This is a genomic window from Litorivivens sp. (assembly GCF_041625495.1).
Taxonomy (GTDB): domain Bacteria; phylum Pseudomonadota; class Gammaproteobacteria; order Pseudomonadales; family Spongiibacteraceae; genus Litorivivens.
The window spans coordinates 1-20,618 of record NZ_JBFJTH010000059.1 but is presented as its reverse complement, the minus strand read 5'-3'; the positions used below and the strand labels follow the sequence as shown (position 1 = coordinate 20,618).

Annotated in this window: 16 protein-coding genes and 1 pseudogene; 8 read left to right on the top strand and 9 right to left on the bottom strand. The window is 52.0% G+C overall.

All coding sequences use genetic code 11. The features are described from left to right. A partial coding sequence (locus ABYP39_RS08885) for an MtrB/PioB family decaheme-associated outer membrane protein (RefSeq protein ID WP_372782124.1) occupies positions 1-1,556 on the top strand: 1,556 nt, incomplete at its 5' end. Positions 1,557-1,638: 82 nt separating this feature from the next. Here ABYP39_RS08885 and ABYP39_RS08880 read toward each other — a convergent pair. The 4 genes from ABYP39_RS08880 to ABYP39_RS08865 form a co-directional block, all read right to left on the bottom strand. After that, entirely contained in the window at positions 1,639-2,595 is a 957-nt protein-coding gene (locus tag ABYP39_RS08880) for a diguanylate cyclase (RefSeq protein ID WP_372782122.1), read from the bottom strand. Positions 2,596-2,892: 297 nt separating this feature from the next. Next, a complete protein-coding gene (locus tag ABYP39_RS08875; RefSeq protein WP_372782120.1) occupies positions 2,893-3,147 on the bottom strand; it encodes a hypothetical protein in 255 nt (84 codons plus the stop codon). Positions 3,148-3,332: 185 nt separating this feature from the next. Beyond that, positions 3,333-3,899 (bottom strand): AAA family ATPase, encoded by a 567-nt coding sequence (locus ABYP39_RS08870; protein ID WP_372782118.1) that lies wholly within the window; start codon positions 3,897-3,899, stop codon positions 3,333-3,335. A gap of 2 nt (positions 3,900-3,901) precedes the next feature. Then, positions 3,902-4,309 carry a hypothetical protein gene (locus ABYP39_RS08865; RefSeq protein ID WP_372782116.1) on the bottom strand — a complete coding sequence of 136 codons (408 nt, stop codon included), beginning with the start codon at positions 4,307-4,309 and terminating at the stop codon, positions 3,902-3,904. A gap of 64 nt (positions 4,310-4,373) precedes the next feature. On the opposite strand from ABYP39_RS08865, the pseudogene ABYP39_RS08860 reads away from it, so the two are divergent. After that, positions 4,374-4,943, top strand: a pseudogene (locus ABYP39_RS08860) (RNA-guided endonuclease InsQ/TnpB family protein); the annotation flags it as partial. A 181-nt stretch (positions 4,944-5,124) separates the two neighbouring features. Here the strand turns inward: ABYP39_RS08860 and ABYP39_RS08855 are convergent. Beyond that, entirely contained in the window at positions 5,125-7,764 is a 2,640-nt protein-coding gene (locus ABYP39_RS08855; RefSeq protein WP_372782114.1) for a TonB-dependent receptor, read from the bottom strand. Positions 7,765-8,046: 282 nt separating this feature from the next. On the opposite strand from ABYP39_RS08855, the gene ABYP39_RS08850 reads away from it, so the two are divergent. Next, positions 8,047-9,729 (top strand): AMP-binding protein, encoded by a 1,683-nt coding sequence (locus ABYP39_RS08850; protein WP_372782112.1) that lies wholly within the window; start codon positions 8,047-8,049, stop codon positions 9,727-9,729. 149 nt (positions 9,730-9,878) lie between these two features. On the opposite strand, the gene ABYP39_RS08845 is transcribed toward ABYP39_RS08850, so the two are convergent. Together ABYP39_RS08845 and ABYP39_RS08840 are read right to left on the bottom strand one after the other, a co-directional pair. Then, positions 9,879-10,484, bottom strand: a complete 606-nt coding sequence (locus ABYP39_RS08845; RefSeq protein ID WP_372749379.1) for a hypothetical protein — start codon at positions 10,482-10,484, stop codon at positions 9,879-9,881. Between the two features lie 143 nt (positions 10,485-10,627). Next, the gene (locus ABYP39_RS08840; protein ID WP_372749380.1) at positions 10,628-11,110 is read right to left on the bottom strand and encodes a hypothetical protein; all 483 of its coding nucleotides are present in this window, start codon (positions 11,108-11,110) and stop codon (positions 10,628-10,630) included. 329 nt (positions 11,111-11,439) lie between these two features. On the opposite strand from ABYP39_RS08840, the gene ABYP39_RS08835 reads away from it, so the two are divergent. Beyond that, positions 11,440-12,927 (top strand): AMP-binding protein, encoded by a 1,488-nt coding sequence (locus tag ABYP39_RS08835; RefSeq protein ID WP_372782110.1) that lies wholly within the window; start codon positions 11,440-11,442, stop codon positions 12,925-12,927. 47 nt (positions 12,928-12,974) lie between these two features. On the opposite strand, the gene ABYP39_RS08830 is transcribed toward ABYP39_RS08835, so the two are convergent. Together ABYP39_RS08830 and ABYP39_RS08825 are read right to left on the bottom strand one after the other, a co-directional pair. Beyond that, complete coding sequence (locus ABYP39_RS08830; RefSeq protein ID WP_372747844.1) at positions 12,975-13,823, bottom strand: hypothetical protein; 849 nt, start codon at positions 13,821-13,823, stop codon at positions 12,975-12,977. A 575-nt stretch (positions 13,824-14,398) separates the two neighbouring features. Continuing rightward, positions 14,399-14,857, bottom strand: a complete 459-nt coding sequence (locus tag ABYP39_RS08825; protein ID WP_372747845.1) for a MarR family winged helix-turn-helix transcriptional regulator — start codon at positions 14,855-14,857, stop codon at positions 14,399-14,401. A gap of 74 nt (positions 14,858-14,931) precedes the next feature. Between ABYP39_RS08825 and ABYP39_RS08820 the strand changes: the two genes are divergently transcribed. The 4 genes from ABYP39_RS08820 to ABYP39_RS08805 all read left to right on the top strand — a co-directional run bounded on the left by ABYP39_RS08820 (position 14,932) and on the right by ABYP39_RS08805 (position 20,617). Next, on the top strand, positions 14,932-16,143 hold the full coding sequence (locus ABYP39_RS08820; RefSeq protein ID WP_372747846.1) for a cytochrome P450: 1,212 nt from the start codon (positions 14,932-14,934) through the stop codon (positions 16,141-16,143). Between the two features lie 15 nt (positions 16,144-16,158). Further along, positions 16,159-17,217 carry a 6-bladed beta-propeller gene (locus ABYP39_RS08815; protein WP_372747847.1) on the top strand — a complete coding sequence of 353 codons (1,059 nt, stop codon included), beginning with the start codon at positions 16,159-16,161 and terminating at the stop codon, positions 17,215-17,217. A 51-nt stretch (positions 17,218-17,268) separates the two neighbouring features. Beyond that, positions 17,269-19,764, top strand: a complete 2,496-nt coding sequence (locus ABYP39_RS08810) for a TonB-dependent receptor (protein ID WP_372782108.1) — start codon at positions 17,269-17,271, stop codon at positions 19,762-19,764. A gap of 610 nt (positions 19,765-20,374) precedes the next feature. Further along, positions 20,375-20,617, top strand: a complete 243-nt coding sequence (locus ABYP39_RS08805; protein ID WP_372747848.1) for a type II toxin-antitoxin system CcdA family antitoxin — start codon at positions 20,375-20,377, stop codon at positions 20,615-20,617. Position 20,618: the final 1 nt, after the last annotated feature.

Below are 20,618 nucleotides of genomic sequence, written 5' to 3'. Positions count from 1 at the left end.
CCGTCGATTTCGTTTTCGATGAACTGAGATTGCAGGCGAGCTACCAAGACAGTGCCTATTCAGCAACACTTGGCTACCAGTTCTCACAGTTTGAAAATGACGAACGCCAGCAAGTATGGCGCAATCCATTTTCAGCCATCAACGGCTGGGACGCCTCCGCGGGCTATCCCAGTGGTCAGGGCGCCATCGCTCTGGAACCAGACAACCAATACCAGCAAATCTATCTCGCGGGTACCGCAAGACTCAGCCCCAAAACCCGACTCAACGGACGCCTGGATTACGGGCTGATGCAGCAGGACGAAACGTTTCTGCCATACACAATCAACCCATCACTGAACATCAGTTCACCCTTGCCGCGTGATTCACTTGAGGGTGAGATTGCAATTACGCGTGCTTCACTGGGTTTTCATCACACCTTAAGCCAGCGCTTGGCACTGGACATCAATGCCCGCTATGAAAACAGAGAAAATAAAACGCCCACCGACCTTTTCATCTACATCGGCGGAGACTCTCAGAATCAGAATAACGCCGCAAGCAATCGCGCACGCTACAACATACCCTTCGACTTTCGTGAGCAGGAACTTGATACGAACCTTCGCTATCGCGCCGGCACGTCAACCAATATACGAGCGTCCTATCAGTACAGAAATACAACGCGAGATGCGTCTGAGGTAAGAAGTCTGCAGCAACAAACCGCAGGCCTGGCTGTTTCGGACTGGCTCGGCGAGCAAGTGCAATGGCGACTGGAAATCAGCCATGAGCGGCGTCACGGCAGCCGCTATCAAGGAGAGAAGTATTTCTTGGCCAGCCATACGCCAGCTTATATCAATAGTCTGCCCGCCGACGAGCGCTTTGAAAACCTCCCGGCCCTACGCCGGTATTACTTGGCCGATCGCCATCGCAATCAGGGCATGGTGCGGGTCGACTGGCTACCAGACGATCAGTTCCAGGTTGGGCTATCCTTAAACCGGGCTGTCGATGATTATCCCGACACGGACTTCGGCTTACAGAGTAGTCGACTGCGTTCGGCGTACCTGGATATGAGCTACACTCAGCCCGAGCGTTTTACCTGGAGTGTATATGCTGGCCACGAAGTCCTTCAGTCCCGCCAGACAGGACGTAGCTTCCGCGGCTTTGCCCTCGTACCCGAAAGCCAAAACCCTGAGCGAAATTGGCGCCATAACAATGAAGATGCCGTAAAAACACTGGGCGCCGAACTCGAAGTCAACGAGATAGCACCCCGAACCAATATGACCCTCGGTTACCTCCTATCACACTCAAAAAGTCTACTGGAGTTTGGCGAGGGGGCACTACTGTCGAGCGAACCCTTACCCGATCAGGGCGACAAGATGATGAGGCTCTCGTTGGAGCTTAATCACCAGTATTCAGCACGAATTGGCATTAACCTGAACCTTGGCTATGAAAAATACAACGCGCGGAATTACAGCACCGACGGTGTAACGCAATCGAGCCTGAGTTCCACGATCGCTCTGGGCAATGAAACACCGAACTACTCTGTTCATTGGTTCCTGCTATCTCTGAGCTACGGCTTCTAATACGTTAAATTTTAATTATGTTAAATAGATGGCGGAGTTCGCGAGAAAAGTAGCCATCCGAATATCAGCGCAGCGCTAACCATTAAGCGCCGGCACCAGTCCCCACAATCTTACGCAGTTCCGGGCTATATATTACGGTCTTATTTCTACCTGACGCTTTGGCTGAATACAGCGCGATATCTGCCGCATTGAGTATCTTACTGGGTGTATCCGCTTCGGTGGGAATACCTACAAAGACCCCTATGCTGAGCGAGATAACGCCTCCACACGTTGATTTTTCATGTGGTATAGCCAGGGATTCCACATTTTTCCGAAGTACATCAAAATGAATGCGGACATCGTCCGTTTCGGCATCGCACGATGAAACAATCACAAACTCATCCCCACCGAACCGCGCTGTTATATCCTCAAGTCGGGAAAATGTTTCCTTGATCTCTCGCCCTACCGTTCGTAGAACATTGTCTCCCGCAATATGCCCGTAGAAATCGTTGTATTGCTTGTAACAATCAATATCAATAAAAGCGACACACATCGGCATTCGATGGCGGCTATGAAAACCACACAAGCGGTCAAACTGACTGTCAAAATAACGACGATTATGAAGTGAAGTGAGCTGGTCACGCGTGGCCAGCGTCTGTAATTCGGTATTGCGGCTTATCAGGGAAATATTAGACTGTATCAGTTTCTGTTCGACTTCCCGCTCCTTGCTGATGTCGCGATTTCGAACGACGAGATAGTCAAACTCGCCGTCGGGCTTTATTGACATATTGATACTTACCCGACAAGGAAACTGGCTACCATCCTTTCTCACACAACGCATTTCCAGCGTGACAGGCGTCCGGGACAGTACCGCATTGGTAATCTTGGTGATCGCGGCATCGTCATCACACAGCTGGCACAACGCCGCCGAACCAACACCCTGAAGTTCGCTGAGTGTGTAACCAAAAATAGTCGTAAATTGAGGGTTTATATAGACGACAGAACTGGGCTCAGTTTCACTAATTGCAAGAACCATTAATCCTTCGTCGAGTGAACCCATAATCGAGTTCAGTAACTTCTTGCATAGAGGCATCGTCCACTGCTTTGGCCCGTCCGGGACCATGTTGGTCTATAGCCAGTTGCTGCGACCGCTTAGAAAACAAGCTTCAGCCAGTCAGAGCGCGAAATGTATAGCACCTTGCATGGTTAAAATAATAAAAAATGTACGCCATCCACATAGGGGATTTTACGGACCTGGCTCCCGCCAATAGGTGGCAAGAAGGGAACTATAGTAGGCGCTGACAGTTAGTTACCGTGGCATCGTGATCTAATACCTTACCACCCTCAATAGGTACAATTACGTAGTATTTAGCGTGGAAATCAACTCCCGATACGTTTTCACATGCGGCATATTTAACCGCCGAGGGGTAAATTGCTTAGTCGCTGTCACGTGGTTCGCGTTGAAGATCACGCCTGGTATGGATTTTACATTTATACGCAGGGAGCAGCCGCCCGAGTAACGCTCGATCTTAACGCGGGTTTGTGTGTCTTTTGGCACGCGCTCAGTGTGGCGTTTCTGAAAAGCCGCTTGAAAATCCAGTACTTGTTGCATTTATTCCCCTCCCCGTTGATATGTAGCCATTATCTCGGGTTGAGCGGGGTGCAGTAGGAACTGGGAGGGAGAGAAAATCAGAGATAGTTAGGACGGTAATTTTTCTAGGGCAGATCTACGCGCTGTATACGCACACCCCGCCAACGGCGGCGGACTTCAGAAATATTGTCATGTGCGGTGGCACATCATTGAAAAATAGATTCTGCCCAGTCTGGGAGTGATTCGATGTGATAAGTATAGTTGCCGTTTTTGATTGTCAGTACTGGCAGGAAGGGTTTCTCGTAGCTTGAATTGTCGAGCACCCTAACCTCATCGCAAAGCGGTATGGCATTGGCGACATTCTGAAGCATCCGAGGGATGCGAGCTTCAACCTTCTCATCAGGAACGGAGTGGCCTCCGTGCTCGACTCGCTGAGCCACTCGCGCCTTGTTTAGGTCTGAGGATGAAACATTTATAACCACCAAGATGATCTGGTAGCCGAGCGCTTTGGCCTTGCCTAGAATGTCGATCTTCGATGGGTGTGAGAAGACCGTTTCAAAGCAAAAACTTCTTCCCTCATCCAAAAGCTCATCTCTCAGCCGTGAGGCCAGTTGGGCAGCATCATAGCTATTCCCCTCAGGGTCATCAGGCCAAACCTCTCTCGCTATGACGTCCGCATTGATAAAAGGCAAGTCCATCGGCTCAAGCATTTGCTGGTAAAAGGTGCTTTTCCCAGCGCCATTACCTCCGACGATAGCCCAAAGCTGTTTCAAAGCTACGACCTATCAGGAATGAATTGGCCGCCTTTGAATTCGCCAACCTGGGTGCTGCCATCACTGGATATCCTCTCCAATTTCCCAGGATGGGCTCGGCAGGCCTGATAGCGAACACTGTTCGCAGGTAATGCGGCCTGAATCGCGCCAGATTCACGATCACGATCAAGCTTGGCGAACACATCGTCAGGGTCTACCGTCACTGGCTTTGCCGGTTCCAACGCAATCTTCACCACCCCCGCAGTCAATCTCAACAGTGCATCAGGGTCGATGATCTTGGAAACCTTTCGCCCAATGTCAGCCCAATACTCAATCTGCTCTGCGGCGCTGCGGTGGTGCGCTTTGCCAACAGCGGTAGCATCGGCCATTAGGCCGCGCTGGATACGAACAGGGGAATTAGCTTTAGGCATGGCAACCTCGGCAAGTCACGCTTTGAATAGATTGTAGCATTATGCTACACTTCGTTCAAGAAAGCCCTCCGCCGGGAGGGCCACGGTTGGCATTGATCTAGGGTGCAAAGATACCGCGACCGATTCCACCGGCCACGCCAGTGCAGGGCGAGAGTATCGTGCCCTGGAAGCCAAGCTCGGTATTGCCCAGCGCGCCAAAAACAAGTCTCGCGTTAAGGCGATCCACGCTAAAACCAAGAACCGCAGGGCAGATGCCCTGCATAAATACAGCCGCAAACTCGTCAACGAGAATGCGGCGATCTTCGTTGGAAACGTATCGAGTCTCAAGCTGGTAAAAACCAAAATGGCGAAATCTGTTTAGGATGCCGGTTGGGGCCAACTCAAAGCCATGCTGGCCTATAAGTGCGATCACGCAGGCGTGGTATTTGAGGTAATCAATGAAGCCTACTCCACCCAGACGTGCTCGTGCTGCGGGATAATTCCCGACAGTAGTCCGAAAGGTAGGGCCGATCTTGGAATTAGAGAATGGGTCTGTTCAGAGTGCGGAGCTGAGCATCAGCGCGATATCAATAGCGCCAGAAACATTCTCGCGCTGGGACTCCAGCGTCTTGCGGAAGGAAAGGTACCGGCTTAGGCCGCCCTGGGACCAAAGCTGTAATGGCTTTTGGGAATCTCGGAGAGCTTCAGCTCCCGAGAGGATGTCAAAGAAGCCGAGATTCTATGGCTCATAGCGAGCTGGAGTGAGATACCTTGCGCCCGCCGGCGAACGCAGCGGGCGCATAGTGGGCTTTGCCTTATGCAGCGGTCAGATACCGCTAGTACTCATATCGAAGCTCGACACCATAGGTTCGTGGTTCACCGTAAAAGCTAAAGAAGGTGCCCAACGAAGAACCCACAGAAGCTGCGCCGGGGAGGTAGCGCTCGTCGGTCGCATTCTTTACGAACGCAGCCACAGAGGTTCGGTAATCGAGGCTCGACCAGCTAAAGCGCAGATCGACCAGCGTTTTCGCGTCGTCTCCGGCAAGTTCCTTGTTGCGCTCGTAAGCCTCGAAGGAGCCTCGGTCAAGACCAAGGTATATTTCGCTTTTGTAGGACGCATCAATACGCGGCGTGAATGAGCCAACGGTCGTATCCCACGTATATTGCACACCCAGGGAAACGGTTGTCTCCGGAGACACAGGGAAAGGCTCGTCGGTACGATCTACCACAACATTATTACCCAGCGAGGCCTGCAGAAGATCACGATCACTAAATTCGGTAAACGTGTAATCGTTATAACTTGCCGAGAAATTCACCAGCATATTTGCCGAAGGCATCCACTGAACTTCGACTTCGGTGCCCTCGATCTCAGAGTTGCCCGCGTTATCAAAAACTACTGCCAGGTTTTCCGCAGAATCTGTCTGCACTTGAATCAGCTGTTGATTGGTGAACTCCATGGTGTAAATGGCGCCATTGATACGCAGTGAGCGCTCTAACGCCTCAATCTTGTAGCCAAACTCAAGATTTTTTACTTCTTCTGGCTCAACTTGCTGCAACCCGTCCTCTACGCGTGGCTCGAAAAAGCCAGACTTAAAGCCGTCGCTGTAAGTGGTATAGAGGGTAACACTGGAGAGAAAGCCGTCACCGAGACCGGGGATGGTGTACGACAGCGAGGCCATGGGCGTTACTTTGGAAAAAGTTTTCTCCTTGGATTGATCCAGAAAGGGTGAATCATTCATTGGGAAATCATCTATGCCATCGCCATTGGCATCAGGGAACAGCGCCGAGATCTGCCCGACTGGATCAGCGGCCCAGGGCACATTGGACTGACATACGCCCGGCAGTTCAGGCCCGAGACAAGCGCCAACCAAGCCGGCGCTTCGCATGCGGTTTTCAATGGCTGTGGTATCAGCCTGTGTCAGCACTAGATTTGACTCGCGATTTTCAGACGTCCAGCGTAAGCCCAGCGTAAGTTCAAGCATCGGGGTGATATCAAAAGAGCTCTGAACATAAGCCGCGAGGGTATTATTCGTTAGATCAAACTCGTTCTGCTGAATGGGGTTGCCGGTTACCGCACCGACAAAGGGAACGGTACCACCTGGCGTCGGCCGAGTGGGTACTTGCCCAGCGCCGAGTTCGCCGATGGTTTTCAGGTCGAGCCCGCCGAAACCAGAGACCAGCGTAAAGGGCTCAAAGTTCTCTTCCAGCATATAGAACAGACCACCGGTGTAACGCAGTCGCTCATCAAAGAAACCGCCGCTGAACTGCAATTCCGCGCTGAGTGACTTCTGCTCGCTATCACCGTGATTGTGGGATTCGGACCAGTTACCAGGACCACCGTCCTGATCGCTAGTGACCAGCGCTCCCTTTTCCGCTTTGCGCGCTCCGAACACACCCTTGATCTGGTGATCCGGGCTATACAACCATTCCACTGTGGCGCCTATCATGGCCTGCTGCTGATCCCAATTCAGGTTCGGGTAGGCCCCTGTATTGCTCTTGAGGTCCCCCAGGCGCTCTTCGGAGTTGGCTTCACAGTTCTCACGGTAGGCGGTTGGCTGGCTGGGGTCGGTATCGCCAGGCCACATCACGTACAAGCCTTCGAGAAACAACGCCTGGTCATTATTTATACGGCAGTTGTTGTGTTCGAGTGTGTCATCACGGTCACTCAGAAACAGCAGGGTATCTACTGTGACGCTGTCGCTGGCGAGCCAGCGGGTTTGAAACAATCCCGAGAGTCTATCCACCGAGCCGCCTTTCTGACCGGAAACAACATCCTCTGTAAAACCATCTCGGCGACGATTGTTGATGGCGAACCGTACCGACAGATCATCGGTGACCGGCTGAGTCCAGGCGGCTCTGAGGGTTTGAGCGCCAAGGCTGCCTAGCGTCAGGTCAACATAGCCTTCTTGGGTATCACCGGGCTTGGCGAGCGTCAGTACCATTGCGCCGCCAGTTGTGTTCTTGCCGAAAAGCGTACCCTGAGGACCACGCAGAACCTGCACGTTCTCGATATCCACCGTATCCAGAAGCTGACTGTCAGAGCGCGGGATAAACAGATCATCCAGATAGACACCGACGGTGGGGTCAACACGGGCAAAACCGGAGCGTTGCCCCACGCCACGGATATAGATCTGGCTGGCGCGACCTTGGCTGATCTCCAGGCTGGGAACACTTTTGGCGAGCTCACCGGTATTAGTAATACCGCGCTGGCGCATATCATCACCAGTAAGGGCGGAGACGGCCACCGGCGCAGTCTGTAAGCTCTCCTCACGGCGACGGGCCGTGACCACAACTTCTTCGAGGGCAGCGCGCTTGGTAGCCCGGTTCGGCTGCTGCGAAACTTCAGACGCCTTGCCGGCCGCCTTTTCCCCACTAGCCTGCTGTGCGTGCGCGGTAGCGCAAAGCAGTGATGCACATGCCAATGCGGTGAACGTCGACAGGGTCTTTTTACGAGTACTCAGTTGGTCCGTGATCATAGTAGCTAACTTCTTATATTGTAATGTGTCATCTAAGCCGGGAAGTTTACGTAATTCGGTTTCGCCATCGTGGTTACAGTCTATTAATCATTAGGCGGCAGAGCGCACTATAAGTGGGCGAAAGCACATTTGACTGGGTTTTCCGCTTCTGAAAATATATTCCCCTGTCGCCTACCATTCATCTATAGGCGCTATAGGCAGGAATTTTGCGGTACAAAGGCGTATGGTGGTTTGTGCGCCGAACACATGCTCACCGTTACCAACCATAATAATGAAGGCTCTATGACTAACAGTAATGTAACTCCCTCATCGCATTCGCCACTCGACTGGCTCGCCCACTGGGTAAACCGCCGAGGCAACGAGACCTTCCTTACCCAACCACTAGCAGATGGTAGCGTTATCGACTACAGCTGGCAGGATGTTGACCATCAGGCGCGCTGTCTGGCGACCTACCTCAAGTCTCAGAACTTTCCTCCTGCTAGTCAGATTGCCCTTTGCTCCAAGAATTGTGCGCAATGGATCATTGCCGATCTGGCCATCTGGATGGCAGGACATATCTCGGTGCCGCTCTACCCGACACTTGCCGCTGACACCGTTAGACAGATTTTGGAACACAGCGAAGCCCGCTTACTCTTTGTCGGCAAGCTAGATGACTGGGACATGATGCAGCCCGGCGTGCCGGAAGGTATGCCGTGCGTCGCGTTCGATCTGGCACCCTCGCAGGTACAGGCACCACGGCTTGGCAAGATCATAGAAGATAGCGCGCCCTTGCCGGATGCAGAGCTTGATCGACGCAAACCTGAGGATCTGGCAACCATCGTTTATACCTCGGGGTCTACAGGCGCACCCAAAGGGGTCATGCATTCCTTCGGCACCATGTCTGCTGCCGTTGAGAGTTGTAGCCAGCGTCTGACGTTTGCGGAACGTGAGCGCGCACTATCTTACTTACCTCTCGCCCATGTTGCGGAACGGCTCATGGTGGAGGTTGACGGTCTCTTCTTTGGGTTCCACATTTTCTTTTCAGAGAGCCTGCAAACCTTTCCCGCAGATTTACGACGTGCCCGCCCGACAGTATTCTTTTCCGTACCGCGACTCTGGATTCGCTTCCGCTTGGGTGTACTCGAAAAAATGCCTGAGCCGAAGCTAAACCGCCTGCTTCGCATTCCCATCCTGTCTGGCGTGGTAAAAAAGAAGATCCTCAAGCAGCTCGGCCTAGACCACGTCAAGTACGCGGTAACGGGTTCGGCGCCTTTACCACAGGCCGTATTGGACTGGTATCGACGACTGGGGCTGACCATGCTCGAGGGCTATGGCATGTCAGAGAATTTTGCCCTATCCCACTCTACGCTGCCGGGGGAAAAGATTGCTGGCACCGTCGGCCGAGCTTACCCCGGCATTGATCACCGTATTGCAGACGACGGCGAAATACAGATTCGGTCACCTAACAATATGCTGGGCTATTTCAAGGACGCAGACAAAACTGCCGAGGCCCATACGGAAGACGGTTGGTTTCGAACCGGTGATCGCGGCCATATCGATGACGATGGCTACCTGTTTATCACGGGCCGCACCAAAGAGTTATTCAAGACCGCCAAGGGCAAGTATGTAGCGCCCGCGCCTATTGAAAACAAGCTCGCCGCTAACGCCATGATTGAGGCCGCCTGTGTCACTGGCGCGGGCCATCCTCAACCTTTTGCATTGGCTATGCTCTCGGAAGGACTCCCAACAGATACCGAGGCCCGAGCCGGCCAGTCGGCCACACTGCAGCAGCTGCTCAAGCAAACAAACGCCGGCCTAGACCCACATGAGCACCTGGCGTTTATTGTGGTCGTCAAGGACCGTTGGGGTATCGAAGACGGCGCGCTAACGCCAACCATGAAAATAAAGCGGGACGTGATTGAATCGCGCTACTCACCGCTGGCCGACGCCTGGTATAAAGCGCGCAAACCCGTCATCTGGCAGTGATCAGTCGAGCCGATGCCTTACTGACGTAGCATCGGCAGGCTCGGCACTTATGGGAAACGCAGCTTCCATAAATCGCAAACCTGGGGGAGTCTCTTTAACTCGCGTCTTATCGGTGAGGCATATATCAGTCAACGCTGCCTCCAGAGCGATCACTGGAGAGTCACGCCCTGAGGGCGACAAGCCTGCTCCCCATATCCGGCGGGAAATGAGATTGTCGCCGGGCTGCTGACACTCTCATGCGCATCTGAAACTGCCCGTTGATTTCTATACAGCCGGTGCTGCACGTCAAAATAGCCGCTCGTGCCACCGCTTGAACCTTCAAGCGAAAGGCTGAGCAAGTAGGAAACACCGTAGCGATTTTCTGCGTCTAACAGTGCAGACCGTGCCGCAGAATCGAGATGAATCATAATGGCGCTAGTGATCACCATCTGCTCCGCCACTACTCGAGTGTCCAGCTCCACCCGAGCAATAAAGTGCGCATAGGCCTCGTTGATCACGATGCTACAAAGACTTGTTAGATCTCGCTGCGGGATAAGATTGACGCACTCGGTCAACAGGCTGGTAGGCACATAGACAGCATGCCTGCGGTATTTCCAGTTGTCGCACCTAAAACTCAGCGACGATGCGGCCTCAGGCTCACAGGTCGCCCCGGCGCCCTGTCGGATGGTTTGCCGCAGCTCGTCTATTACTGCCAGATTTTCCTTAATCAAGACAGGTGTGAGAAGCGGCTCTTCAGGAATCTGCGAACGCATCACGCACAATCTCTAAAATGTGAATATTCACACTTTAGTTGCGCAACTACCGATTGTCACTCTTCTTTTCACGACAAAGCGGAAGCCTGTCACACATTGTGTCATTGCTCCCTCGCTCTGTCGTCTAGGAATTGGCAGCCCGGTATTTAGGCGGCTCCGCGCTCTGACGCCCAGAACACGCCCTCCAGCTTACGCACTCCTGCCTCACGCGCAGCAATGGCCAATTGCTTCGCTTTTTCCTCACCGTACTGCTTTACGCTGAATGTAGCTTTTGCACTACCGCCCTCCGGGGTGGGCCAGGTTGTTTCCCAGTACCAGAGCTTTCTTACCTCGCCGTCGGCCAGCACATAGGGCTTGGCATAGCGGTACACCCCAGGAATGCCACTGGTATTGTGGCGACGCAAGGTTGCACAGAACTGCTGCCGGGTAGTGGGCGGATGCTCTTTGACTATACGATCGCGATAAGCCTTGGCCGCCGCGAGCGCGCGCTGCTTGCCGCCGTGCTGCTTATCAGCGAAATTTCTTACAAACATGCGATTCTGCCGCCGCAGGCTGACGCGCCAAGCGTGGGTGCGGTAAATCGGGTCGTCAATGCGGGAAATGCCATAAAGGGCTTTACTCTGTCTCATGAAATCCTAGTGCAATAAATCGACTGGTGATAATTCAGCAGTGCATAAACTGTGCCTGCCGCAATTACCCCATTAGTTTATCAACGCTAGGCAAAGTTCCCTTAGCCATAGCGTTAATTTAGCGTGCAGTTTGCGTAATTTTACCCGTTTTTTGTGGAAGTTGCTGTCCGCAAACAGTGCAACTGCGCCAAAAAGCAGCACGCACTGAAGGTACTGCGCAGCATATTCATGCCGGTAGTGCCGCCTATTTATTAACCGGAGAGTTTGAGCTATTTAACGCAAGGCCCTATTCTCTGCGAACTCAGTAACGACCACTTCAAGGTTCTGCAATGCCATCCAGCCTGTTTAAACAACAGCTCACAAACAATCCCGACAGCCTTGCCATCACAGATCTCACGTCGCGTAGAACCTGGCGCGAACTGCATGCCCGCGTTACCGCTCTGGTGACACTGCTACAAACCGAGTATGGCATTGCTCCCGGTGATCACATCGCGTTGCTGGTAGGCAATCGCATTGATCACGTGGAGGCGATGCTCGCCGGACAATTGGCAGGAGCATGGGTTACACCGGTGAACACCCACCTCACCGCATCTGAAATTGACTACATTCGCCATGACTGTGGGGCCAGCCTCGTGTTCTGCGACAACAGCCACGAAGCGCTATTGGCACCCCATGGCACAGGCCAAATCATCAACCTGCAGACACTCGGCCCCCTGCCAACGGGCACCGAAATTGACGAATCTTCGCCCTGTGGCGGCAGCATGTTGTATACCAGCGGCACCACTGGCCGCCCTAAAGGCGTACGGCGCGCCAAACCTGACACGGTAGGTCAGCTGCTGGATCGCATGCGTCTGGCAGGACGCAACTTTGGCTTACAAGGCGGCGGACCCCATCTAGTCACCGGCCCTCTCTATCACGCAGCCCCCGGCCTGCTTGCACTGTATGACCTGATCAATGGTGCCCCCATGATCATTTTGCCCAAGTGGGACTGCGACACATTTTTCAATGCCGTTCAGCAATACAGCGTCACCACCACCCACCTAGTACCAACAATGTTTGTTCGCTTGCTGCAGCACATAGATGACAAGGGCAACGCCCCACAGCTGCCTTCACTGAACTACGTATTGCACGGGGCCGCCCCCATTGCACAATCGGTAAAAAAACGCATGATCGACTGGTGGGGCCCAATATTGACCGAGTACTGGGGCGGCACGGAGTCTGGCATTGTGACGATGGTCACCAGCGAAGAATGGTTAAACCATCCCGGCACGGTAGGAAAAGCGATTGGTAACTTTGACGTGTTTGTTGGCGATGAAAGCGGCAAACCAATAGCCGACGACACCGGCCTGCTCTATTGCCGTCACACAGAACTGGCGCAAATCTTCAGTTATCACAACGATCCGGAAAAAACGGCCAAAGCCCACCCCCAACCCCATGTTATGAGCCTCGGCGATATTGGCAGGGTAGACAAAGAAGGCTTCGTCTACCTGTCCGACCGTGCCTCCCACATGATTATCTCCGGCGGAGTAAATATCTACCCGCAGGAAGTAGAACAGGCACTGATGAACCATCCTCAAATTTTGGATGTGGCCGTATTTGGAATTCCCAACCCGGAATGGGGCGAAGAAGTTAAAGCGCTGGTGCAACTACAAACAGGCCACCAACCTTCTTCTGACCTAGCGGCAGCTATCCGTGATTTTGCGCGGCAACATCTGGCTGGCTTCAAGATCCCGCGTAGTATCGAATTTACCGAGGCACTGCCCCGCACCCCCACTGGAAAACTTCGGATCCACGAGTTACGCAACAAGTATACGTAGGGACGTTTGCAAGTTTATGTAGTTTTTTAAGCTATTGTTTTTCGAGCTTATTCTACCGGGCAGGTTTGAGGGGTACCGGCCCGAAATGGCATGATGCCTTCGAGCGCAATCACGTTATCTACCTCCAAAACCTCGGGCAATCCCTCGGCCTGACAGCCAAATTCCGCCAATTTCAATTTCAGACTAACGCGGTGAGTGCGTGGTCCCATCGTGGCGTCACTAAAGCGGTCTTCCCGTTCCAGGCAAGACGGGTAAGCAGAGCTGGGAATCGCATTGCAGGCCAGCGGTGAAGAGCCCAACATTGGCTGCGTATTCACGTAGGTATCGACAGCGTTGACGAGCGCTGTGGGGGCATACACTGAACCAAGCTCATAGCTACCTTCCGCCACCGGAGAGCTGAGAGCGTCCTGCAGGTGTCGCCGCACACTGAACGTACCACTGTCACCGTAGGACATATTCACCGTAGAGGGTTGGCACTCGGCAAATACGCCGAAGCACATTGCCGGGTTCTCAAAAAAATAGGCAATGTCGTACACAACAAGACCCTGAACGCCGGGCGCTTTAACATAGGGAATCGAAAGCTTGACGTCATAAAAGCTGGGAAGCGGGGCGCTGTCGTACATCGTACTTTCAATTACTTGGCCAAGAGAAACTAGCAACACGTGATCGTTTTTGCCTTTGGTAAGAATCTTGGGAGCATCAGCCAGTGTATACCCGGGAGGCAGAAGTTTTAGGATCACATCTTTGGGCTGCGGCACAATAATATCAAAAAAGTGAAAGGTACCGGATGCAAAATCCGGCTCTGAATCCTGCGCCAGAGAGATGCCGGCAAAAAGGCTACAGAGAGAGAACAGGATTCCCGTCATGAGAGACCGGGCCATCTGGGTTTTTGTCATTATTGTTATTTCCTTTTACTGATTCGAATCAGTCTACAAAAAAGACGCCCTAAAATCTGCCGTAAATTTCTTGCCCCGTTTAACTAACGCCTACAGCAGGCGACCGCTTGGGGCGATGAACTGGCACCACTTTTGTAGACACTTTCATGCGAATAGCGCGGAAGTGTCTAGGATTCTCGGGGAAGTCCAAAGATTCTGCAACGTCCTTTGCCATAACGCCAGGGTGGCTTGCCAACTTAACGGCTTGGAGCTTGTAAGCTAAGGTATATCTATCTTAGTTTATTTTGCGGGTTTGACCCATTCTCGGACCCCTTTGATAAAACGGCTAATGACCGTCTGACCTGCCGTCATAGATATTAGCCATTTACTCGTAATAAAAATCTAGGTATACAAAGTATGTATCAACGTCTGTGTAGATTGTTGGTAGCCTATGGAATGGTAAAGACACATCGAGACGGGCCAATTATCGCCGCAAACCTACCCGAGATAATTCTCAGCATGGCCGCGTTTGCAACCTCATTTTAAGCCCCGATCATTCAAACAGCGCGGACCTATCGCATCAGCACACCTGAATACTACCCCTTCTGATCTTCCAGGCGCTTGCTGATCGCCTGTAATACCTCATTGGCATCGACCAGACGCTGCTTGCTGATTCCGTCAGACAAGGCTTTGACCCAAGGGCCTTGAAGCTCAAGTGCGGCAAGAAATGCGGCTTCGCCTTTTTTTGTCATCATCACAAGTTTTGCGCGCTTGTGAAGCGGGTTATCACTAAAGGCCAGCATACCCTCAGCCTCCATTTCACGCACAACCCGGTGGACGCTTTGTCTTGTCAGCCCCATATTTCGCGCTATGGAGGAAATCGTTTCAGGCTGTCCGGCCCGAGCAATGGCCCCCAATACCTGCCATCGGGCACCGGTCAATCCAAACTTCGACACCAAGTTATCTGCCGTATGCAAGAGCAAACCGTTAAGCCTGAAAACCTGAACAATGAGGCTATTGGCTTCTTTATTGAGGGCTACGCGCTTGAGATCCATATCTTGACATTTCCGACTCACGTTGTCAGCATGCTGACAATAATAAATAACATCATGCAAATTTCAATGGCAAAATGAGCAAACCTATACCTGCAAAAGTACTGCTCGATAAAGCGGTACTCGAGAACCCTTATCCTTTCTATCGGCAACTGCGCGATGAAGCGCCAGTTTGGCGGGTACCCGACACAAAAATTTTTATTGTAAGCGATTATGCCCTGATCGACGAAGCAACAAAGCGTACCGCTGATTTCTCGTCGAAAATGACCAGCGTGCTCTATCGCAAACGGAACGGGCTACCCGGCCGGATTTTTCGCCGTGCGGGAGTGCTGGAAGTTCTAGCTACCGCCGACCTCCCTGTTCATGAAACCCACAAGCGGGCTGTGCTGCCCAGTTTTTCACCAAAGCGCATCGCCGAACTGCAAGATGAAATTGAAAAGGTAGCCACCTGTTATGTGACAAAAGCCGTCGACGCCGGCGATATTGATTTTATGTCTGCAATTGCAAATCCACTGCCGATGCAGATTGTCAGTGATCTTGTCGGCTTTCAAGGTGCGGATATTAACAAAATGCTGCGAGCCGCCTTTGATTCGACGGCCATCGTCAGTGGTTCTTCGTCGCTGCCACAGCTGGCTTGGTACATGATCCGTTCCTTACTTATCAATCGCTGGGTAGCCAGACAACTGAAAGCAACACAACCGGGCAGCGAAAATATTCTCGGATCGATCAAGCGCAGTATCGCTGATGGAACATTAAGCCAGATGGAGGGTGCCGCCTTCTTGCATCTATTCCTGTCCGCCGGGGGTGAGTCCACCACCAGCCTACTCGGCAGTGCGGTACGCATCCTTGCTGACAGCCCTCAGCTTCAGCAGAGCCTGCGCGAAGCGCCAGAACGTATTCCGAATTTTATTGAGGAAATCGCTCGACTTGAATCACCGTTCCGCTACCACTTGCGCTCAACCCATAAAAATACTCAGCTCGGCGATACCGTTATTCCATCAGGCTCAACGGTCCTACTTTTTTGGGGAGCAGGCAATCGGGACCCAAAGGTCTTTGAGCACGCAGATAAAATTGACCTTGATCGTCCGCGTCGCCACATGACCTTTGGCAAAGGTATCCATATGTGTATCGGTGCGCCATTGGCAAGACTGGAGGCAAAAATTGTGTTGGGCAAACTGTTGGAGATGACAAACGACATTTCTCTCGACCCCAAAACCCCACCGCAATGGGTCGAAAGCCTCCAGGTCAGACGATATGAAAAATTGCCTCTTGTGCTGTCTCGTCGGTAAAGCGTTGGTGCCCTGATGCTGATTCAACGACTGCATGGCAAAGCGACTGAATGGGCAGGCAATGTCTATATTACTGCCATCCAACTCTTTTCAAGAATGCGCTGGATCAGGACACCAGAATATGACACCGACGTACTCGGAGAAGGACAGTATCGCTATCGGCTTGACCGGCAATGGTGTCAGACAGACGCCCAATCGCTGCAGGTAAATAATTGTCATGAAATGGTGATAGACAGCAAAAACAGGCTGTATTTGCTCACCGATAACCCCAAGAACAATATCATTATTTTCAATCGCACCGGTCATGTGGAAGGAAAATGGACATTAAATTCTTCGGGAGCGCATGGCCTGACCCTGGCTGTCGAAAATGGTAAGGAGGTACTGTGGATTTGTGATCCTTACAATCCCCGGGTAATGAAGTTCTCTCTTTCAGGCGATTTACTGAAAATACTGCCGAACCCAGCCGACGCAGGCATTTATAGCCGCTCTATGCCCTATGCACCGACGCAAACGGCCGTGGCACCCAATGGCGATATTTACGTTGCGGATGGCTATGGCTCCCAACACATTCTGCAGTTTGATAACGGAGGCAACCTTGTTCGCGTCTTTGGGGGGAAAGGCAAGGAGAGGGACAAGCTGGATTTTGCACATGGAATCGCGGTTGATACCCGCGATCCAGAACATCCGATCCTGCTGGTCACCTCTCGCAAGGCCTCATGTTTAAAGCGATTCAGCCTCGATGGAGAATACCTCAACGATATCCCGCTTCCTGGTGGCTTTCCCTGTCGACCAGTCGTTCACGGTCAGAATATCCTGTTGGGACTGTGCTGGTCCGGAAAACATCTCAAGGCAAACTCGGGCTTTGTGGCGCTCCTCGATAAAAACAACAGAGTCTGCGCAACGCTTGGCGGAACGGCGAAATTTGATGAGTCAGGAAACTTGACTGATCTGGTGTCCGATTTTTCCAGTTTTTGTCATGTACACGACGTCTGTGCCGATGGCGATGACAATCTGTATGTCTGTCAGTGGAACGCAGGCAAGGTCTATCCGTATTTATTAAAGCGCATGAAGTAATGCTGAGTTTCTGAACGCGTGGCAAATAATAATTGATCAGGAGAAAAGGTGGTGGGCCCATTTAAAGCGAAAAACAGTGTGCGATTGCCTTCCGTTCGCGCACTGTTACTCAGTGCAATTCTCCTCTTATCAGCATCGACTGGCCTTACACAAGAAGAGCAGAAAACTACTGCTGCTTCTGAGAAACCCGTGGGCATCGGGCTGGAGGAAATTCTGGTGACCGCTCGGAGAACCTCGGAAAATGCGCAAGACGTGCCAATTGCCATTTCTGCGATGAGCGCCAGCGACCTTGCTAGAGAACAGATAAATAGCCCAACTGATCTGAATGGAAAAGTCCCCTCGCTGGTCGTTGATACCGGTAACACAATGCGAAATACAGAAACACCGACTATTCGTGGGCAAGGTTCGCAATTCGGCAGTGCCCCCGGGGTAGTCATGTATATGAGCGAAGTGGCTCTGCCCGCTGATCCCGTCGCAAACTACCAGGGTGGCCCCGGTAAGTTTTTTGATCTTGCCAACGTCCAGATATTGAAAGGTTCACAGGGAACGCTTTTTGGTCGCAACACCACCGGGGGGGCAATGCTGCTGGAGCCTGCCAGACCACATGAAGAATTTTCGTTTTCGGCCAGCGGCAATGTAACTCGTATGGCCGGCGAAAGCGGTGTACAAGCAGATGGACATAGTTATCAAGCCGTGATCAATTTTCCGATTATCGATGAGGTATTGATGGCAAGATTGGGGGCGAAAGTCTTTGATCGCGATGGTTTCACCGAGGATGTTGTGACCGGCAAAGACTATGACAGCAAAAGTTACTGGACGGGGCGATTCAGCTTACTCTGGCGTCCAACCGAGAACATCGAAAACTACTTGATGCTCAATTATTCCGACAGCAGCGATAACGGCACCGCAACGGTTATAGAACGTATCAATCGCGAAGGATTGAACAAGGCAATTCCTTCAGCAATCGGCGCGGGACTGATCACCACAATTATTCCCGGTGTAGACCTTTCGCAAACCGCCAATGCGGGTTGTCTGATTCTGAATGTATATGGGCCTTCATCAAACTGCGGCCAGGATGTCCTTGATGAACAGGCTGCACGTGGCGTTCGACGCGTACAACTCAGTGCAGACCCGAATGACCAACTTGAGAGCGGGCTGTATCTCGATAAATTAAGCCTGGCACTGAACGATTCTCTGAGCCTGGTCAATATCGTCAGTTACTCGACGATGGATCACACCTACCGCTGGGATCTCGATGGCTCCAGAGTGGCGCTGAATGAATTTATCAACCCAGACGATCTCGATAACGCGAACGTCGAAACCTTCTCGGAGGAAATTCAGCTTCAGGGGAAAGCTCTGGAGGACATGCTCTCCTACGTTATCGGTGCCTATTACTCAGAGACAGAGGCGAAGGGAAACATCAAAGCAACGTCGCTGATGTTTGTCAACGTTGATCAAGGCTACACCCAAAGCAATGACTCAATAGCCGGGTTTGCGCAATCAACTATTGATCTCGGGGTGACGTCAGAGAAATTGGCCGGACTGAATTTAACGGCTGGGGCACGCTATACCAAAGACACCACTAAGGGAACAGGCTTTATTACGCAGATTGCAGCAGGTGTATTCCCGCTCGCGGACAGCAGTTATGTCACGGAGATTTCCAGTTCCTCACCAACCTTTACCCTAGGCCTGGATTATAAGTTTGAGAATACCATGGTGTATGGCAAGGTCAGCAAGGGTTACAAAACCGGAGGCATTTCAACGGTTTCAGCAAATCCGGATCATAGAACATTTGATCCGGAATATGTTTTGAACTACGAAATTGGACAAAAATCCGACTTTAAAATTGGCGACCTGCCCATTCGCTTGAATACCGCAATCTACTATACCGACTACACCGATATGCAGGTTTCAGCACCTGACGCCTATATTGATCCCAACAGACCAAGTCCGGTAGCACAGCTTGGTCAGGCGAATTTCAATGTCGGTGAAGCCTGGGTAGGTGGATTCGAAATGGATATGATGATGCCGCTTTCTGAGCGCCTCTATTTTATCGGCACTTACGGCTACACCGAAGCGGGCTATAACGAGTTTTCATACGACTACTATGGCGCAACGCCCCAGCTTGATTGCAGCGGCAATGAAATAACCAATGGCGGGAAATTGGAGCTGACTTGCGTTCCCTTCCGTAATGTTCCAGAGCACCAATACAGCTTGTCTCTGCGATATCAATTACCAATTTCAGACCAGTTTGGCGAGTTGGAAGCTGCAATTACCTATGCTTGGGTGGACAAACGCTACACAGCATTGACGTCTGTACCTGAAGCAGAGCCTGGCGTCTGGATGCCCGCAGTCGGCCTGACACGTGGCAGTATTGATTGGCGCAGGCCGTTTAATTCGCCATTCACTCTGCGCTTGTTTGGCACCAATCTGGAAAATAAAAAGTACCGCATCTCCAACAGTAACCAATGGAATCTGACTTACTTCCAGAGCTCGATCTACTCGGAGCCACGAAATATTGGTTTAGAAGTCAGTTATGAAATGTAGTTTCCAGATGGGCGAGTTAGCCGCGTATTGAAGCGTAATTCAGATATCCCATAATTTCGATGGCCGGTCGCCACGAAGTGGCGATTCTCGTTCGGAGCGGAGAGTTCATCGCCAGCACCTAGCTGACTTTTCTCGACCGAAACCAAACGATATGCGGAGAACTTTTCCAATATTAAGTGCCGAAAGTAATCGAGCCTGTTAAGGCACTCAGCATTAGAAATGACTGGCGCCTCGGCAGTAACCATGGATACAAAATCGCCTTGACTGATCAGTTGAATCTGGTACTCCGTAAAAAAGGAGGACGTCGGCCCATAATTTGGCACGCGAAACTGAGTTACTGGCGAGCGCTCATGTCGCCGTTCACCTTCCGCTTTGAGGGGGAATGGAGAGCCAATTTCACCATCGAATAGCGATGGGTAAGGTCTTACCTCTCCGGCGACCAGTGGTCCTGATAGTCGGAGAACGGCTAGAAATAGGATGAATCGATTCAGAGCACTAACGCCGCAAGCAACCGCGCCGCTTTACGGCGTCGGCCTGCCTTGCCTTGTTAAATGCCTTGCTGCTACCATGCGCATCTATTATACGCATTATGCATGCAGGAGGTTCTGTGATGCGCGAGATATTTGATAAAGAGGCCCCCAAAAAGGCTACAAACCTTAGCATAAACAGTAGCTTACTTGCCGAAGCAAGGAGCTTAAAGGTAAACCTTTCTGCTACCCTTGAGCGTGCACTGGAAGAGGAAGTCAGGGTAAGCAAGCGCAGAAAGTGGCGCGAAGACAATAAGCAGGCCATCGAGAACTGCAATCGCCTTGCAGACAGCGGGCTATTTGCTGACAAACATCGGGGCTTCTGAT

What these genes read in the sequence shown, in the direction of transcription:
- ABYP39_RS08880 (WP_372782122.1), bottom strand. Translation starts at nt 2,595, where the DNA reads ATGGGTTCACTCGACGAAGGATTAATGGTTCTTGCAATTAGTGAAACT.
- ABYP39_RS08875 (WP_372782120.1), bottom strand. Translation starts at nt 3,147, where the DNA reads ATGCAACAAGTACTGGATTTTCAAGCGGCTTTTCAGAAACGCCACACT.
- ABYP39_RS08865 (WP_372782116.1), bottom strand. Translation starts at nt 4,309, where the DNA reads ATGCCTAAAGCTAATTCCCCTGTTCGTATCCAGCGCGGCCTAATGGCC.
- ABYP39_RS08855 (WP_372782114.1), bottom strand. Translation starts at nt 7,764, where the DNA reads ATGATCACGGACCAACTGAGTACTCGTAAAAAGACCCTGTCGACGTTC.
- ABYP39_RS08850 (WP_372782112.1), top strand. Translation starts at nt 8,047, where the DNA reads ATGACTAACAGTAATGTAACTCCCTCATCGCATTCGCCACTCGACTGG.
- ABYP39_RS08840 (WP_372749380.1), bottom strand. Translation starts at nt 11,110, where the DNA reads ATGAGACAGAGTAAAGCCCTTTATGGCATTTCCCGCATTGACGACCCG.
- ABYP39_RS08835 (WP_372782110.1), top strand. Translation starts at nt 11,440, where the DNA reads ATGCCATCCAGCCTGTTTAAACAACAGCTCACAAACAATCCCGACAGC.
- ABYP39_RS08830 (WP_372747844.1), bottom strand. Translation starts at nt 13,823, where the DNA reads ATGACAAAAACCCAGATGGCCCGGTCTCTCATGACGGGAATCCTGTTC.
- ABYP39_RS08825 (WP_372747845.1), bottom strand. Translation starts at nt 14,857, where the DNA reads ATGGATCTCAAGCGCGTAGCCCTCAATAAAGAAGCCAATAGCCTCATT.
- ABYP39_RS08820 (WP_372747846.1), top strand. Translation starts at nt 14,932, where the DNA reads ATGAGCAAACCTATACCTGCAAAAGTACTGCTCGATAAAGCGGTACTC.
- ABYP39_RS08815 (WP_372747847.1), top strand. Translation starts at nt 16,159, where the DNA reads ATGCTGATTCAACGACTGCATGGCAAAGCGACTGAATGGGCAGGCAAT.
- ABYP39_RS08805 (WP_372747848.1), top strand. Translation starts at nt 20,375, where the DNA reads ATGCGCGAGATATTTGATAAAGAGGCCCCCAAAAAGGCTACAAACCTT.